This is a genomic window from Phocaeicola sp. HCN-6420, from assembly GCF_037890145.1.
In the GTDB taxonomy this organism is placed as follows: Bacteria; Bacteroidota; Bacteroidia; order Bacteroidales; family Bacteroidaceae; genus Phocaeicola.
The window spans coordinates 66,011-82,424 of record NZ_JBBKBJ010000004.1 but is presented as its reverse complement, the minus strand read 5'-3'; the positions used below and the strand labels follow the sequence as shown (position 1 = coordinate 82,424).

Here is a 16,414-nt window from a genome sequence, read left to right as displayed (position 1 = left end):
AGCACGGGAAGAGAGGCTCGAACTCCCGACACTCGGTTTTGGAGACCGATGCTCTACCAACTGAGCTATTCCCGTAAAAATAGTTCCCGAATTTGCTTCGGGAACTATAAGCTTTATTTCAATGACTTTTAGTATTAGTCAAGAAGTTCAGTAATCTGACCAGCACCTACTGTACGACCACCTTCACGGATAGCGAAACGCAGACCTACATTCAATGCAACCGGATAGATCAATTCAACAGTGATTGTTACGTTATCACCCGGCATTACCATGTCTGTTCCTTCCGGCAAAGTGATTTCACCTGTACAGTCCATAGTACGCAGATAGAACTGAGGACGATATTTGTTGTGGAACGGAGTGTGACGACCACCTTCTTCTTTCTTCAGGATATAAACCTCAGCTTTGAACTTAGAGTGAGCTTTAACCTGACCCGGGTGACACAGAATCATACCACGTTTGATTTCGTTCTTATCGATACCACGAAGCAACAAACCTACGTTATCACCAGCTTCACCCTGATCCAACAATTTACGGAACATTTCAACACCAGTTACAACTGATTTCTTGTCTTCACCAAGACCCAGGATTTCAACTTCGTCACCTACCTTGATTACACCAGCTTCGATACGACCAGTAGCAACAGTACCACGACCAGTGATTGAGAATACGTCTTCAACCGGCATCAAGAATGGTTTATCTACATCACGCGGAGGCAGAGGAATCCAAGTATCTACAGCGTCCATCAGTTCGATGATCTTATCTTCCCATTCTTTTACACCGTTCAAAGCGCCCAGTGCAGAACCACGGATGATAGGAGTATTGTCACCGTCGAAATCATAGAATGAAAGCAATTCACGCATTTCCATTTCAACCAGTTCCAACATTTCTTCATCGTCAACCATATCACACTTGTTCAAGAATACAACCAAGCGCGGTACGTTTACCTGACGAGCCAACAGGATGTGTTCACGAGTCTGAGGCATCGGACCATCAGTTGCAGCAACTACGATGATCGCACCATCCATCTGAGCAGCACCAGTAACCATGTTCTTTACATAGTCGGCGTGTCCCGGACAGTCTACGTGAGCATAGTGACGATTTGCAGTTTCATATTCTACGTGAGAAGTATTAATGGTAATACCACGTTCCTTTTCTTCCGGAGCGTTATCGATCTGATCGAAAGACTTGATTTCGTCAGCTTTAGTGAAACCTCTTTCTGCCAATACTTTAGTGATAGCAGCAGTCAAAGTTGTTTTACCGTGGTCAACGTGACCAATCGTACCAATGTTCACATGCGGTTTGGTGCGTTCAAATTTCTCTTTAGCCATAGCTTTACTATTTATTTTGATTAATAATCAGCTTTATTTACAAATCACGAGCTGTTACCGGGACTTGAACCCGGGACCTCTTCCTTACCAAGGAAGTGCTCTACCGCTGAGCTATAACAGCAAAGAAGAAAAAAGAAGAGCGGAAGACGGGACTCAAACCCGCGACCCTCAGCTTGGAAGGCTAATGCTCTATCGACTGAGCTACTTCCGCATTTTTTGTGGGCAAAGATGGATTCGAACCACCGAAGGCGTAAGCCAGCAGATTTACAGTCTGCCCCATTTGGCCACTCTGGTATTTGCCCAACTTCTTTCAAAGAACACCAGTTTCTAACCTGTGTTTTTCTTCCTTTTGAGCCTCTTGTCGGATTCGAACCAACGACCCCGAGATTACAAATCACGTGCTCTGGCCAACTGAGCTAAAGAGGCAAATTAACTTTACAGCCGCACAATCTCCGCGACTTAGCGGCTGCAAAGTTAGATATAATTTTCTAATCACAAAATATTTCTCGCGATTTTTTTATTTACCCTGCTGTTTTTCTTTCGATTTCAGCAGCTGTTTAGATAGTGCATCCATGCACACATCTATTGATTCTTCAAATGTATCACTTACCTTTTCAGCGTAAAACTCTGTATTCAGCGCCAAGACGCGTACACCAGCTTCCTTATTCATTGCTGTTTCAGGTTTTACTACTTTTAAAGACACCTCTACTTTCTTTATATTATCGCAAAACTTCTCGAGCTTCTCTGCTTTTTTCTGAATAAAAGCTTCCAATTTTTCAGATGCGTCGAAATGAATTGATTGAATTCTTACTTCCATAAATACCTCCTTTTTCTTTACGCTCTAGGATGAGCTTGTTCATAAACTTTTTTCAACTCTTCAAAAGTCGTATGAGTATAAACCTCCGTTGTTGTCAGGCTCTCATGCCCCAGCAACTCTTTCACCGCCTCCAGTTCTGCATGATTATTCAGCATCGAGGTTGCAAAAGTATGTCGCAAGACATGCGGACTTCTTTTTTTCAACGAAACGACCTTCGAAAGATTACGTTTCACTAAGAGATATACCAGATAGGGATACAACGCTTTTCCGTTCTTCCGCACGAAAAATGCCTCCCCACCATCTGGCAAAAAATCTTTTTTAGCAGAAAGATAAGCTTCTATATCCTCCTTCAGCTCATCACCGAAAGGAATCAAACGTTGCTTATTTCTTTTTCCCGTTACCTTTATCTGCTTAGCATACAAATCAACATCCGCATCCGTTAAGTTTATTAGTTCCGAACGTCGAATACCCGTTTCATAAAACATTTCCAATATCAAGCGATCGCGAACACCTTCAAACCCAGCATCAAACGCCGTATCATCCAGCAAACGAGCCATATCAGCATCTTTTACAAAAACAGGCAAAGGCTTCTTTTTCTTCGGACCCGTCACTTTCATCAACGGATCAACCGAAACAACGCCTTGACGCAGCAAATAACGATAAAAAGAACGAAGTGAACTTAATTTCCGATTTACAGTAGTTGCCGTACAGCCACCCTCCATCAATGAGAGAACCCACCCACGAACGATATCCGCATCAACTGCCGCAAAATCCAGATTTTCATCCACCGCCTTAAAATACTCTTCAAATTTCGAGAGATCCGTACCATAACTAACAATTGTATCGTCAGAATAGTTTTTCTCAAAACGAAGATATTTCAAAAAAGATTCTTTCAGCATAAAAAAAGCATCGCCTTAATTATTCAGCAACGAATTTATGAAAAAGAATTCAATAATTCAAAGTTTTTGCAGAATTATTATTCTTCTACCTGGTGCATTTTCTGAACGTAAATAGCACGTTCCATTTTCAGTCTTTTCAAAACAGACGGTTTGTCATACTGCTGTCTGCTTCTCAGTTCTTTTACAACACCTGTTTTTTCAAATTTTCTTTTGAATTTTTTCAGCGCTTTTTCAATGTTTTCGCCTTCTTTTACTGGTACTACAATCATGTTTTTAAAATTAAAGTATGTTGTTATTAAATTATTCGATAGTCGAATTGCGGCGCAAAATTACACATACTTTCTTTATTTACAAAACTTTCCAATAGATTTTATCGAAAATACCTTAGAAATCGTACCTTTGCTTTTTATAGTAAGTCTTTGACAAAACGTATTTTTATATGAAAGAAGAGATAAGAAAAAGAATCGCTTTACTGCGCACGTTCATGGTGCGACAAGGAGTATCGGCTTTTATTGTGCCGAGCACAGATCCGCACTCTGGAGAATATGTACCGGCTCACTGGGAATCACGTAAATGGATATCCGGATTTACAGGTTCGGCCGGAACAGTTGTCATCACGAGTCAAGAGGGAGGGCTCTGGACAGACTCAAGATATTTTTTGCAAGCAGCCGACCAGTTAGAAGAAACAGGCATCAAACTCTTCAAAGACAGGCTGCCCGAAACACCATCCATTGCAGAATGGTTAGGAAATGTCTTGCATAAAGGAGAAAAGGTGGGCATAGATGGTTGGGTTAATGCGACAGACGAGACCGAAACCCTCCGTGCATCACTCGTTTCTCAAGGCCTGGAACTTGTTTCCGTAGAGGATCCGTTCGAAACGTTATGGGAAGATCGTCCCTCCCTGCCGCTCAACGTACCGTTTATCCTGCCAGAAACATATGCCGGAGTGTCATGTTCCGCCAAGCTGACTCAAATCAGAGAAAACATCTTGCACAATCAAGCTGACGGCATCTTGATTTCCGCCCTCGATGAAATAGCCTGGACTTTAAACATGCGAGGCAACGATGTGCATTGCAATCCGGTCTTCATCAGCTACCTGCTTATCACTCGGTCTGACGCAACCTTATATATCCTGCCCGAGAAGCTCACCCCTGAAATCAGCTGTTATCTCCAACAAAACGGAGTGCGTACCAAGAACTACACAGAAATAGAGAATGATCTGCTACATTACTCAGGGAAATGCATACAACTCTCACCGGAAACGAACTATACGCTTTATTGCGCAGCAGCTTCTTCTGCACATGTCGATATTCTCCCCTCCCCCGTCCGCTTATTGAAAGCAATCAAAAATCCAACAGAAATAGCGGGATTTCATCAAGCCATGAAACGAGATGGCGTAGCAATGGTGCGCTTCCTGAAATGGCTGAAAGCGGCTGTCAAAGAAGGTAAGGAAACCGAACTTTCCGTCGACCGTAAATTATATGAGTTGCGAGCTGAGCAGGAGTATTTTCAGGGCATCAGTTTCGATACGATTGCCGGCTATCAGGCGCATGGAGCTATCGTACATTATGAAGCAACACCTGAAACAGATGTAACATTGCAACCCGAAGGATTCCTTCTGCTCGACAGTGGAGCACAATATCTGGACGGAACAACTGACATTACAAGAACCATCGCCTTAGGTAAAGTTTCCGAAGAACAAAAAACCGACTACACACTGGTTCTGAAAGGATTTATTGCCTTGTCAAGAGCCGAGTTTCCTCAAGGCACCTGCGGTACACAACTCGACGTGCTGGCACGACAGTTCATGTGGAAAGCAGGTATCAATTACGGACACGGTACCGGGCATGGTGTAGGACATTTCCTGAATGTTCACGAAGGGCCTCATCAGATTCGAATGAACCATGTACCGACTCCTTTGTGCCCCGGCATGACCATTACCAACGAACCGGGAATCTACAAATCCGGACGTTACGGCATCCGGACAGAAAACACAATGCTTGTAGTACCGTCCCGTGAAACAGAGTTCGGCGCCTTTTATAAATTTGAACCTCTCACCCTCTGCCCGATAGACAAAGAAGCCATTCGTACAGACATGCTGACACAAGAAGAAACGGCATGGCTCGACGACTATCACCGACATGTTTTTGAAGTACTGTCTCCTATGCTGACGGCTCCCGAGCAGGAATGGTTGAAAGATGCAACATCCAGCTTACGTAAATAATATAAAACAGCAAGATAATATGGCACTAATTAAATCAGTCAGAGGATTCACTCCTCAAATTGGCGAGAACTGTTATCTCGCCGACAATGCAACGATTATAGGCGATGTCGTCATGGGACGGGATTGCAGCATATGGTTCAATGCCGTATTACGCGGAGACGTGAACTCAATTCGTATCGGCGACCGCGTAAATATTCAGGACGGAACAGTCCTGCATACACTTTACGAGAAGTCGACCGTAGAAATCGGCAATGACGTTTCCATCGGACACAACGTCACTCTGCACGGAGCCTGCGTACACGACAATGCACTGATCGGGATGGGGTCTACCCTGCTCGACCATGCAGTTGTGGGTGAAGGAGCTATTGTAGCCGCCGGAGCACTGGTCTTAGCCAATACAGTCATCGAACCTCATACTCTTTGGGGCGGTGTTCCAGCCAAATTTATAAAGAAAGTAGATCCGCAGCAAAGTAAAGAACTGAACCAGAAGATAGCAAACGGCTATCTGATGTACGCATCCTGGTTTAAGGAAAATGAAGAACATACAGACAAGTTATAAAAAAACAAACGGAGGGTAATTAACATAAAAGTTATTTTACCCTCCGTTTGTTTTTACTTTACTGTTTCATATTTCATAAATCCCCCGTGAGCATTAAATAGCCACCGGGTACCGTCTATCAGCAACACATGATAACTTCCATCCTTCCTGTCCACATCCGTTATACCAACATCGGCCGCCGTATTCTTCCAATACGAGATAATGCCGGAAGGCAGCAATGGAAACATTGAATCCGGCCATATCTGTCCACCTCCGTTTATACGCAACCACTTATAATTACCATTAAACAAGAAACTGAATCCATTGGGTAAAGTAACAGAAACAAGCGGATGATTATAGTCATGATTCCACGATATGGTCAACTGATGTACTTCTGTAAAATAGTTTTCCAGAAAATCCTGAACCTTATCTATCTTTATGACAAAAGTTTTCTTCCCCTCATATGTGCAAAGTGCCTTATCGGGCTGCACCTGCAAGGTATAATAATCTTTTTTATCACGGACGACAGAAGTAATCCGTGCACCCGGTTCATATTTTCCGACTTCCTCCATTACCCTCTGAGGCAGCAGACTAAAGACCGTCTGCGGCAATGCAGGGAAAAGCATTTCATCACCTCTGCCAGCGGCAACCCGCTCAAACTCTCCGCTCACCGAAGTCCACTCCCCCTCTTTATTAAAGAGAAACAGATAAGTATCGTCGACCCATACCCGGTAAGCCGGCATAGAAGCATCCAAGACTTCCGAACCCAGAATTATCCGAGTAACTGTACCATCCGGAAATGCTTGCTGAATACAATCTTTCACTTTCTCAGGTAAATACTCTTCCCCGGTTTCAACACTATACTCATAGCCCAGACAACGATTTCCTTCATGCTGGAAGACCATTCTTCTGCCGTCACTCAGTTCAGCACTGACGCCTTCCTTTACTGCATAAACAGCAGAAACTGAAATTTCACCAAACTTTGCCTCCATAAAGTCGTACATCTCCCCCAAAAACTTACGAGCGAAAATCTGCATTCCCGCATCAGGGAAACTTACTTTTGTCCAGACACCATCCTTGGTAAAATTTACTTCTACATTATTCGACAGGACAACATGATATCCTGCATCCCCCTCGCTTACCCGTGAAATCCGTTCAATCATAGCTCCGGAAAAACGTCCCGATACAAACAACGATATATCGGAAGGAACCTCTTGCACAGATACAGTATCCTCCACATCATCGCCCGAACAGGAAGTTACCCACGGAAGCACTCCACCTAAAACGAGAGTCAAATAGCATAAACAGAACAGCTTCTTCATAAGCTCGCACAATTAAGTCGTTAAAGTTAAGCATTTTAGACGAGAAACCGCTAACTTTTTCTGTTAAAAAGCCGACATTTTTTAAAAGGCTCTCACCTCCTCACTAAAAGGCCATGAAAAGTGATTCTCTTTTTGTACAAAACATTTTAAACTTTGTACAAATTTCCCGATGTTTTGTACAAAACAATAGAAAGACTCCTGCAGAAAAATTATACAACACCTCGACATTTTTCCTCCATCTTCCCCATATCCTTTCGCAAACAGTTACAACAAATGCAATTCGCACGCAACACCAAAAGCCTGAGCCGAATTACTTACCTGTAGTTTTTGCAAGATATTTTGCCTGTGACGACTAACGGTATGTATACTGACAGACAGTTCATCGGCTATCTCCTTACTCGATTTTCCCTTTCCTATCAACAAGAGAATTTCTTTTTCCCGTTTCGAAAGCAAGTCCGAGCAATCGTACGTGTCGATATCCATACGGCTCCCGTCAGCAGAATTTACTATTCCGCTGCCCCGTAAAGGTCCGTCGGCCAAATTATAAAGGCATAAAGCCAGACAAATATTCCCGGAATCCTGTGCTATCACATAAAACATTCGATGCAAAACCAGGTAATACTTTCCCCCGCCATCGCGCATCCGGAGATACTCTTCCAGGTAATAATCACTACGCAGCTTTCCCGAAATATTTTTCAGAAAATGCAGGAAACGCAATTCACGGGTATGCTTTTTCAGCAAATCATCGGGATGAATCCGGCTAAATATATCTTCTTCCCAAATTGAATTGATGACATGATACGCTCCTTGCAAGGCTATCCCCAAAGACTCTCCCACTTTTCCATAATAGATATAGCTCCGGTTAGAGTCCATATCACTCAGGACAGCTATCGAGTTCTCGACTTCGGCATATGCCAAAGCTATTTGCTTATAGCGTGCCAAATACAGGTTCAGATCCGCTTCTGTGCCAAAATCTTGTGCAAGCAGTTCATTATTTAGTGTTGTCTTTATGTTCATAGCGCCAAAGGACAAAGAAAATTGGTTATTTATCAGTATTGATGCTTCCCGCAGGGACAGCTACTTTTGCAAAATAATAGAAAAAGTTTCACATTATAAATCTACAAGTTTATGAAAAAGCTCTTTTTAGCAGCTCTCACTTTTATAAGTACACAAGCCATGATGGCGCAGACGCTGGAAAAAATGCAATGGTTCAATGAACCGGAAAACTGGGAGATAACAGACAACACTTTAAGCATGTCTGTCACTCCGCATAGTGACTACTGGAGAATTTCTCACTACGGATTCACTGTAGATGATGCTCCTTTTTATTATACAACCTATGGAGGGGAATTTGAAGTGAAGGTAAAAATCACCGGCGACTATAAAGTTCGTTTCGACCAGGCGGGTCTGATGCTCCGTATCGACAAGGAAAACTACATTAAGACCGGTATTGAGTTCGTCGACGGAAAATTCAATCTGAGTACGGTTGTCACTCACCATACAAGCGACTGGAGTGTCATTACACTCGACAAGCCTGTGCCTTACATCTGGATAAAGGCTGTCAGACGACTGGATGCCGTAGAGGTATTCTATTCTTTTGACGACAAGACTTACGTGATGATGCGAAATGCGTGGTTGCAAGACAATACACCTGTTCAGGTTGGTCTGATGGGTGCTTGTCCCGACGGCGAAGGATTCAACGTGAAATTCGAGCACTTCAAAGTAACCCACCTTCCCGACCAGCGAAGAATGGAATGGCTGAAGAAAAATGCTGAATAAAAGGAATCCTGCCTTATCGCTTTAAATCAAAACAGGATTCTTATATTTATTCTTCGGGCGCAGGGCTGTCTTCCAACATAAGTCCTACGCCTTTTATCGTTTTCAACTGTACCGTACTGTCGGATGCCAGCAATTTTCGCAAGCGCGAAACGAATACATCCAGACTACGCGAAGCAAAATAATCGTCATCTGTATTCCATAAGCGATCTAAAATGGCCTCACGCCTGACAACTCTATTCTTGTTCTCACACAAAAGGCGCAGTAACGCAGCTTCACGTTCGGTAAGCGTCCGTTCTTCCCCGCCCGACTGTTTCAGCAAGGCATGTCCGGCTTCGAATATAAAGGACTGGCCAAAATGGAATTTATCTTCTTCGTTTGTCGACTTTATTCCTTTAGTCAGCTTCAGCAAAGCAAGAATATGCGCATTCAACTCCTCGGCAAGAAAAGGTTTCTTGATATAATTATTCACTCCCAGCTCATAACCTTTCACCACATCCTTGGGAGAAACACGACCGGAAGTAAACAGAATAGGTGTTACTTCATCCGTTTCACGAATACGTCTTACCATTTCGTATCCATCCATCACCGGCATTTCGATATCGGCAACAATCACATCGGGATGCGCTTCCTTCCATATTTTCAATCCGGTTTCCCCATTGTCGGCCGTCATCACCTCGTAACCACCTATCATATCCTCCAGTCCGCCACGTATGATGTAGCACAGATTGGCATCGTCTTCTACCAGCAATAATCGTATCATCGTTTCATTGTTATTATTCATTGTCAATCTTCGGGCAAGTCTTTCCAGTAATGTCTTCTTCAACTGGAAGATAGATAGTAAACTCGCTGTACTCTCCTTCGATACTTTCCAGCGTAACCCTGCCACCATGAGCTTCAGCTACCCGCAAAACATAATTCAGTCCCAGCCCGAAGCCAGCCGGACCTCCATACCGGCTTCTGCCCGATGCCGAGGCACGTTCGTACTTTTCGAATATCTTACTTTGGTCTTTCAGGGGAATTCCGAAGCCCGTATCGTGTACCTTTATATAATATTCGTTCGAAAACTTTCCCGACGAGAATGTAATTTCAACCTCCTCACCCGAATACTTCACGGAATTGTCAATCAGATTGCTGAGCGCTTCTTTCAAAAACTCTTCATCCGCATAAACGGTATCTGCCTGCAAATTCCATTTATAGACAATATGCTTCACTGCTTTTGCCTTATACTTCTCGGCAAGGTCTTCCAGCATCGGACGAAGGCTACACGTTTCTTTTTCTAACTTCAACTGGTGATTTTCCAGTTTGGAGAGGGTAAGCACCTTGTTTGTCAGCGAGAGTAAATGCTCTCCCTCTTCTCTCAATATCCGGAAATAACGGGCTTTCTTTTCCGGCTGGGCATCCAGCTTTCCGGTTTCAAGTATCTGTGTACCCATCAGAATGGAACTCAGCGGTGTCTTCATATCATGAATCATGGCATACGAGAAGTCTTCACGCAATTTGGCAATCTTGTTCTGACGGAGAATAATGCGTATCTGATAAATGATACAAGCTATAACCAAGACCATGATCAGCACGGTAGCAAGCAAAAGCAACGTCATCCGCTGGAAAATTACCCGATACGGATTGGTGATAACTCCTTGCAAAAAGCGAGTTCCGTCAAAACTGATCGGCAAGGGAGAAGTTCGTAATACGCCTTTGCCATGTATATCCAGTTGACTGGAGGCCTTCATTATACGGCCGGTTGAGTCGACAATACACGACGCAACAGCAGCAGGAAAGCCAATCGAATCGAGCATGTGCGCATAAATCGAATCCAAATCCATAAACGAAACATCACGATTAAAATCTTTCAGAGCAATTTCCTGAAACGAAACATGCATATAACTCATCAGCCATTGACCTGGAGTAGACATAGTTTCCATGTCTTTCTCAGCATCAAAGTTGACGTTCATTGTAACCGTGGAGTCTTTCTTTGTCTTAGACACGCGCAGGAAAACCTCCTGTAAGGCTGCTTCGGGAAACAGTTCCTCCCCTTTCATCTGAATACTTTCCTTGGTCAGCTTATATGTGTTGACAAGCCATACGTATTGCAGCTCAACAATAGCAATAAGTCCCACCACAGCAATCCAACGGATATGTTTTATCTCCATAAGTCGTGTATTAACGTAACATTAACCTGCCCTTAACCCAGAAAATCGGTCGGGCCCTTTACTTTCGCACTGTCAAAGATATAGAAAATAACCCAATGCAATTTGATATGAAAATCTATTTTTTAATGAGTATCTTCTTGCTGGCAGGAGGCTCAGGCAGCCTGACGGCACAAACCGTTTCGGGTAAGGTTGTCGACACAGAACAGCAGCCAGTAGACGGTGCAACAATCATTCTCCAGACTTCCGACTCAGTTTTCGTGGATGCAACAATTTCGAATGCCGACGGAAACTTTGTGTTCAATCATCAGCCGGAAGCTTATCGGCTCATCTTTCAGCATCTATTATATCATACAATAGAGAAAAAAGGCAAAGAAAAAGATGCAGGTATCACGGTACTACAGGCTAAAGACTATGCGCTGGATGAAGTTGTTGTACGAGGGGAACGACCGCTGGTCAAGGTAGAAGGCAGCCGCTTGACTTACGATATGCCTCAACTCACTGCCAATAAGCTGGTGACGAGTGTGTACGATGCTTTAAAACAACTGCCGGGAATAATGGAACAAAATGGTGTGTTGACGCTGGCGGGAGCCGGAATTATTAATATTATCTTGAACGGAAAGCCTACATCTATGAACTACGAACAGCTCGTTACATTATTAAAGAGTATGCCAGCATCACGTGTGGAACGGGCGGAAGTGATGTATAATACTCCCCCGCAATATCATGTGCGCGGTGCAGCAATCAATGTAATACTAAAAGGTTATAAGCCGGGAGAAGGAGGATTACAGGGAGAGATAAGCGGCAATTATGTACAGGCAGATAAAGCTGGAGAAGAAGGCGGCGTGACATTTGCTTATTTATCTCCCAAACTGGATATAGACTTTATGTACAATCTCAACAATCGCTACAACCGTCAAGGTTATGAACTGATTACCCGTCACACTTTGAACCATGAAATACATAACATCAGCCAGTCTACTAACGGAGAAAATCGGCAACTGGTACATACATTCCGGTTTGGAGGGAACTATAAGCTTAATGAACAGAGCCAATTGGGGCTGAGTTATACTTCCAGTCTTAATCCCGATAAACGACAATCGGTTACCTCTTCGGATAATCATTCGACTACCTTCAACCATGCCCCTGCCGAAGAACAGATGCATAACGTGGCTTTGAACTATACTTCCGGCTTCGGTCTGACAGGAGGTATCGATTACACGTATTTCAGGAATAAAGAGGAACAGTCTTTCCGCAGCATAGAAACCAACGGACAGGAAACGACCTTTCTCAGCAACACGGCTCAATATATAAACCGATGGAAAGTATATGTCGACCAAAGCCATACACTTTCCAATGCGTGGATACTGAATTATGGAACATCCTTTGCATATGTAAACAACCGTAATTCGCAAAGATATAATCTTGCTGCGATGAGTGGAATGAACAAAGAAAGCCGAGTCGACGAATATACTTGTAATCTTTATACCGGTTTCGAAAAGAGCTTTGGCACTCAATGGAGTCTGAATGCATCTGCTTCCATTGAATATTATCAAATGATGAGCTATAAAAAATGGGCAATCTACCCGACCTTGAACTTAAGTTATGTTCTTTCATCCGCACACCTTTTCCAGTTTGAGCTCAGCTCGAACAAGACTTATCCCGACTACTGGACGTTAAGCGGATCGACCAGTTACCTTAACAACTATCAGGAATCGACAGGGAATGCATCACTCAAGCCTTATACCGATTACTCCGCCGCTTTAATATACATCCTGAAGAGCAAGTATATTTTCCAACTCAGCTATGATTATATCAAAGATTACTTCATGCAAATGATATACCTCGATTCCAGCCGACTGAAAGCTGTATATAATTATCAGAACTGGGACTATTCAAAAGAGTTTGCCTTTACTTCCGTTATCCCGTTCAAGGCTAAAAAATGGTGGAATAGTCAGCTGATGATATGTCTGTCTTCACTTCATCAACAGGCAAGCAACTATTATGATGCTCCTTTCGACCGTAGGATATGGAATATAGCAGGAAGCTGGACTAATACGTTTACACTCTGTAAGCGCCCCAACATCAAGATGGAAATTAGTGCGACCGGTACATCCAAATCCATACAAGGAAGTTATACCATAGAGCCTGCCGCATTCATCCATACAGCCATTCGCTATACCTTTGCAGGAGATAAAGCTATGATTCAGATCAAAGGAAATGATTTATTCAATGGAGGCAACCACCTGACAACGAAAGTCCGTAATGGAAATCAGTATCTGGATATGCATCTGAGCAATTATATGCGTAACTACACCGTATCTTTCAGCTACAAATTTGGAGGATTTAAGAAAAAGGAAGTGAAGGATGTAGACCTTTCTCGTTTCAAGCACTAAAAGATTTATTTGACGAACAGAGAAAGTCCTCTAATCTTTCCAAGTTATAGGCAAGCACTGCAATAACAATCAAAAAAAAAATTATCTAAAGGGATAAAAGAAAAACAGGCATACCCGTGAATCCTTCACCAGCATGCCTGTTTCTCTCATTATTATAAAGAAACTGTATTCATTATCTTTTCCAGCGCCCCCGCATTATTACGTACATAACCGCCGGCATTCTTTCCTGCTTCCTGCAGACAAGCCTCATCCGAAAGGAACTTGTCCATCAAGCGATCAAAGTCTTCTTTGCCCTGAATTTCGAATCCTCCCCGACAAGCCTTCAACCCTTGTGCCTCGAGGAACTTATAATTGTTCGGTCCAAAGATGACAGGAATACCATACACAGCCGCTTCGAGCGTATTGTGGATGCTGACACCGAAGCCACCTCCTACATACGAAATCTCTCCATAACGGTATATTGATGATAATAATCCAAAGCAATCTATAATCAGACAGTCGGCCTGTTTAACATTTTCTTCGGTTGCTTGGGTATAACGTACTACCGGACGCTTCAGCTTTCCGATGATTTCCTGTAAATGACTCTCGTCTATCACATGAGGAGCAATGATAAGTTTCATTTCCGGATGCTCATTAAAATAAGGGATGAAGATATCTTCATCCGGTGCCCATGAACTTCCGGCAACAAATGTCTTATGATTTCCACCCTTAAAGCTTTCCACCAGCGGTAATTCCTTGGCCTGACTACATATTTCCAGTACCCGATCAAAACGAGTATCTCCCACAACTGTGGTACGAGTAACGCCGATACTTTTCAGCAGACGGACAGATTCTTCATTCTGTACAAAAAGATGGTCGAAACATTTCAATACATTTTTGTAACTTCCCCCGTACCAACGGAAAAAAATCTGCTTCGGACGGAAAATAGAAGATACGCTATATACCGGAATATTACGGCGCTTCAGCTCACTTAAATAATTACACCAAAATTCATATTTGATGAAAAAAGCCATATAAGGATGAGCCAAATCGATAAACTTTTTCACATTCCGAGGAGAATCAAGCGGCAGATAACATACCACATCCGCACCTTTATAATCCTTACGTACCTCATATCCCGAAGGAGAGAAGAACGTTTGCAGAATCTTATACTGCGGATATTGCTGACGAATCCGTTCAATCAGCGGACGCCCCTGCTCAAACTCGCCCAATGAAGCTGCATGAAACCACAAATATTTAGCCTGCGGATCAATATGTTGCTTCAAGACAGCGAAAGACTCTTTTTCACCTTTCACCATCTTGGCTACTTTCTTATTAAAAAGTGCAGCCAGACGGACTGCACTTATATATAGGCCAATAACGAAATTATAAATCATTTCTGTTTCTTATTTGAGTACCTCTACTGCACGGCGCATACGTCTTACAGTTTCTTCCTTACCTAATACAGCCGAGATATCAAACATATGAGGACCTTTTCCTTCGCCCACCAGCGTAAGGCGGAAAGCATTCATAATATTTCCCATGTGATAGCCGTGGTCTTCTATCCACTTCATAACCACTTCTTCCTGATGAGCCAGAGAGAAATCATCGAGTGATTCAAGCAAATCGGCCAGTTCTGTCATACGAACGGCAGAATCTTCCTTCCAGCGTTTCTTTACAGTCTTCTCATCATATTCTGTAGGAGCGACAAAGAAGAACTTGCAAGTATCCCACAATTCCTTAATGAAGCTGACACGGCCTTTCATCAAACCAACTACAGTTACAACTGTTTCCATTGGAGCTTCGATGCCATGTTCTTTCAGGATAGGCATAAACAAACCAGCAATTTCCTCATCACTCTTCATCAAGATATATTCATGGTTAAACCATTTTCCTTTTTCATAATCGAACTTAGCTCCCGCTTTGCTACAACGATGCAGGTCGAACAACTTAACCAATTCATCCAGTGACATAATTTCCTGATCATTTCCCGGATTCCATCCCAGCAAAGCCAAGAAGTTGATGACAGCTTCAGGCAAATATCCAGACTCACGATAGCCAGAAGAAACTTCTCCTGTCTTCGGATCATGCCATTCCAACGGGAATACCGGGAAGCCAAGACGATCGCCATCACGCTTACTTAACTTACCGTTTCCATCCGGTTTCAGCAACAACGGCAGATGAGCAAATTCAGGCATTGTGTCTTCCCAGCCGAATGCACGATACAATAATACATGCAACGGAGCAGAAGGCAACCATTCTTCACCACGAATTACATGAGAAACCTCCATCAAATGGTCATCTACGATGTTAGCCAAATGATAGGTGGGCAGTTCGTCGGCCGACTTATACAACACTTTATCATCCAGAATAGAAGAGTTAATTACGACCTCTCCACGAATGATGTCGTGTACATGTACATCCTCATTCGGTTCTATTTTGAAACGCACTACATACTGTGTACCTTCGGCAATCAGTTTATCAACTTCCTCCTTCGACATCGTGAGTGAGTTACGCATTGAATTACGTGTAGAAGCATCATACTGAAAGTTAGGAACCTCCTTACGCTTAGCTTCCAGTTCCTCCGGGGTATCGAAAGCGATATAAGCCTTACCGTTATCAAGCAAGACCTTTACATATTTCTTATAAATGTCACGACGTTCTGACTGGCGGTACGGGCCATAATTTCCGCCGAAGCTTACGCCTTCGTCAAACTTAATGCCCAACCATTTGAAGGATTCGATAATATATTCCTCTGCCCCTGGAACAAAACGGTTGGAATCAGTATCTTCGATACGGAAAATCAAATCTCCGCCGTGCTGACGCGCAAACAGATAATTATACAAGGCAGTGCGCACACCACCGATATGCAATGCACCTGTCGGACTCGGTGCAAAACGAACTCTTACTTTTCTTTCTGCCATAGTGGTCTTTATCTAAAAATACGCCACAAAATTAAGCTAAATTTCCCGTTTTTTTCTTATT

General features: G+C 43.1%; 14 protein-coding genes and 5 tRNA genes. 4 read left to right on the top strand and 15 right to left on the bottom strand.

What is annotated here, in order from left to right; all coding sequences use genetic code 11:
• Nucleotides 1-2: 2 nt before the first annotated feature.
• From WKT12_RS04040 to rpsU, 9 genes are all read right to left on the bottom strand, one after another.
• Nucleotides 3-75, bottom strand: a tRNA-Trp gene (locus WKT12_RS04040).
• Between the two features lie 59 nt (nt 76-134).
• Complete coding sequence (tuf, locus tag WKT12_RS04035; protein ID WP_340318859.1) at nt 135-1,328, bottom strand: elongation factor Tu; 1,194 nt, start codon at nt 1,326-1,328, stop codon at nt 135-137.
• A gap of 49 nt (nt 1,329-1,377) precedes the next feature.
• Nucleotides 1,378-1,449: transfer RNA gene (locus tag WKT12_RS04030), tRNA-Thr, on the bottom strand.
• A 17-nt stretch (nt 1,450-1,466) separates the two neighbouring features.
• A tRNA-Gly gene (locus WKT12_RS04025) sits at nt 1,467-1,539 on the bottom strand.
• Between the two features lie 8 nt (nt 1,540-1,547).
• Nucleotides 1,548-1,630, bottom strand: a tRNA-Tyr gene (locus WKT12_RS04020).
• Between the two features lie 50 nt (nt 1,631-1,680).
• Nucleotides 1,681-1,754 (bottom strand) — tRNA-Thr (locus WKT12_RS04015).
• Nucleotides 1,755-1,845: 91 nt separating this feature from the next.
• Nucleotides 1,846-2,145: a ribosome hibernation-promoting factor, HPF/YfiA family gene (gene hpf / locus WKT12_RS04010; RefSeq protein ID WP_021970400.1), complete on the bottom strand. Its 300-nt coding sequence runs from the start codon at nt 2,143-2,145 to the stop codon at nt 1,846-1,848.
• Between the two features lie 17 nt (nt 2,146-2,162).
• Entirely contained in the window at nt 2,163-3,044 is an 882-nt protein-coding gene (locus tag WKT12_RS04005) for a tyrosine-type recombinase/integrase (RefSeq protein ID WP_340318858.1), read from the bottom strand.
• A 77-nt stretch (nt 3,045-3,121) separates the two neighbouring features.
• On the bottom strand, nt 3,122-3,313 hold the full coding sequence (gene rpsU / locus WKT12_RS04000) for a 30S ribosomal protein S21 (protein WP_021970402.1): 192 nt from the start codon (nt 3,311-3,313) through the stop codon (nt 3,122-3,124).
• Nucleotides 3,314-3,483: 170 nt separating this feature from the next.
• On the opposite strand from rpsU, the gene WKT12_RS03995 reads away from it, so the two are divergent.
• Nucleotides 3,484-5,268, top strand: a complete 1,785-nt coding sequence (locus WKT12_RS03995; protein WP_340318857.1) for an aminopeptidase P family protein — start codon at nt 3,484-3,486, stop codon at nt 5,266-5,268.
• Nucleotides 5,269-5,287: 19 nt separating this feature from the next.
• Nucleotides 5,288-5,827 carry a gamma carbonic anhydrase family protein gene (locus WKT12_RS03990; RefSeq protein ID WP_340318856.1) on the top strand — a complete coding sequence of 180 codons (540 nt, stop codon included), beginning with the start codon at nt 5,288-5,290 and terminating at the stop codon, nt 5,825-5,827.
• A gap of 53 nt (nt 5,828-5,880) precedes the next feature.
• On the opposite strand, the gene WKT12_RS03985 is transcribed toward WKT12_RS03990, so the two are convergent.
• Together WKT12_RS03985 and WKT12_RS03980 are read right to left on the bottom strand one after the other, a co-directional pair.
• Entirely contained in the window at nt 5,881-7,128 is a 1,248-nt protein-coding gene (locus WKT12_RS03985; protein WP_340318855.1) for a PepSY-like domain-containing protein, read from the bottom strand.
• Nucleotides 7,129-7,392: 264 nt separating this feature from the next.
• Complete coding sequence (locus tag WKT12_RS03980; protein WP_340318854.1) at nt 7,393-8,145, bottom strand: response regulator transcription factor; 753 nt, start codon at nt 8,143-8,145, stop codon at nt 7,393-7,395.
• A 111-nt stretch (nt 8,146-8,256) separates the two neighbouring features.
• Here WKT12_RS03980 and WKT12_RS03975 point away from each other — a divergent pair, with 111 nt between their 5' ends.
• Nucleotides 8,257-8,907 (top strand): DUF1349 domain-containing protein, encoded by a 651-nt coding sequence (locus tag WKT12_RS03975; protein ID WP_021970407.1) that lies wholly within the window; start codon nt 8,257-8,259, stop codon nt 8,905-8,907.
• 46 nt (nt 8,908-8,953) lie between these two features.
• Here the strand turns inward: WKT12_RS03975 and WKT12_RS03970 are convergent, their stop codons facing one another.
• Nucleotides 8,954-9,667 (bottom strand): response regulator transcription factor, encoded by a 714-nt coding sequence (locus WKT12_RS03970; protein ID WP_021970408.1) that lies wholly within the window; start codon nt 9,665-9,667, stop codon nt 8,954-8,956.
• A gap of 13 nt (nt 9,668-9,680) precedes the next feature.
• Nucleotides 9,681-11,057 (bottom strand): sensor histidine kinase, encoded by a 1,377-nt coding sequence (locus WKT12_RS03965; RefSeq protein WP_340318853.1) that lies wholly within the window; start codon nt 11,055-11,057, stop codon nt 9,681-9,683.
• Nucleotides 11,058-11,164: 107 nt separating this feature from the next.
• Between WKT12_RS03965 and WKT12_RS03960 the strand changes: the two genes are divergently transcribed.
• Complete coding sequence (locus WKT12_RS03960; protein WP_340318852.1) at nt 11,165-13,450, top strand: outer membrane beta-barrel family protein; 2,286 nt, start codon at nt 11,165-11,167, stop codon at nt 13,448-13,450.
• Between the two features lie 152 nt (nt 13,451-13,602).
• Here the strand turns inward: WKT12_RS03960 and WKT12_RS03955 are convergent, their stop codons facing one another.
• Nucleotides 13,603-14,826 carry a 3-deoxy-D-manno-octulosonic acid transferase gene (locus WKT12_RS03955; RefSeq protein ID WP_340318851.1) on the bottom strand — a complete coding sequence of 408 codons (1,224 nt, stop codon included), beginning with the start codon at nt 14,824-14,826 and terminating at the stop codon, nt 13,603-13,605.
• A 9-nt stretch (nt 14,827-14,835) separates the two neighbouring features.
• Entirely contained in the window at nt 14,836-16,353 is a 1,518-nt protein-coding gene (gene gltX / locus WKT12_RS03950) for a glutamate--tRNA ligase (RefSeq protein ID WP_021969909.1), read from the bottom strand.
• Nucleotides 16,354-16,414: the final 61 nt, after the last annotated feature.

Bases quoted from the DNA above. Each gene is read 5' to 3' on its own strand.
- WKT12_RS03995 (WP_340318857.1), top strand. From the start codon at position 3,484: ATGAAAGAAGAGATAAGAAAAAGAATCGCTTTACTGCGCACGTTCATG.
- WKT12_RS03955 (WP_340318851.1), bottom strand. From the start codon at position 14,826: ATGATTTATAATTTCGTTATTGGCCTATATATAAGTGCAGTCCGTCTG.
- gltX (WP_021969909.1), bottom strand. From the start codon at position 16,353: ATGGCAGAAAGAAAAGTAAGAGTTCGTTTTGCACCGAGTCCGACAGGT.
- WKT12_RS04005 (WP_340318858.1), bottom strand. From the start codon at position 3,044: ATGCTGAAAGAATCTTTTTTGAAATATCTTCGTTTTGAGAAAAACTAT.
- WKT12_RS03990 (WP_340318856.1), top strand. From the start codon at position 5,288: ATGGCACTAATTAAATCAGTCAGAGGATTCACTCCTCAAATTGGCGAG.
- WKT12_RS03970 (WP_021970408.1), bottom strand. From the start codon at position 9,667: ATGATACGATTATTGCTGGTAGAAGACGATGCCAATCTGTGCTACATC.
- rpsU (WP_021970402.1), bottom strand. From the start codon at position 3,313: ATGATTGTAGTACCAGTAAAAGAAGGCGAAAACATTGAAAAAGCGCTG.
- WKT12_RS03985 (WP_340318855.1), bottom strand. From the start codon at position 7,128: ATGAAGAAGCTGTTCTGTTTATGCTATTTGACTCTCGTTTTAGGTGGA.
- WKT12_RS03975 (WP_021970407.1), top strand. From the start codon at position 8,257: ATGAAAAAGCTCTTTTTAGCAGCTCTCACTTTTATAAGTACACAAGCC.
- tuf (WP_340318859.1), bottom strand. From the start codon at position 1,328: ATGGCTAAAGAGAAATTTGAACGCACCAAACCGCATGTGAACATTGGT.
- WKT12_RS03965 (WP_340318853.1), bottom strand. From the start codon at position 11,057: ATGGAGATAAAACATATCCGTTGGATTGCTGTGGTGGGACTTATTGCT.
- hpf (WP_021970400.1), bottom strand. From the start codon at position 2,145: ATGGAAGTAAGAATTCAATCAATTCATTTCGACGCATCTGAAAAATTG.
- WKT12_RS03960 (WP_340318852.1), top strand. From the start codon at position 11,165: ATGAAAATCTATTTTTTAATGAGTATCTTCTTGCTGGCAGGAGGCTCA.
- WKT12_RS03980 (WP_340318854.1), bottom strand. From the start codon at position 8,145: ATGAACATAAAGACAACACTAAATAATGAACTGCTTGCACAAGATTTT.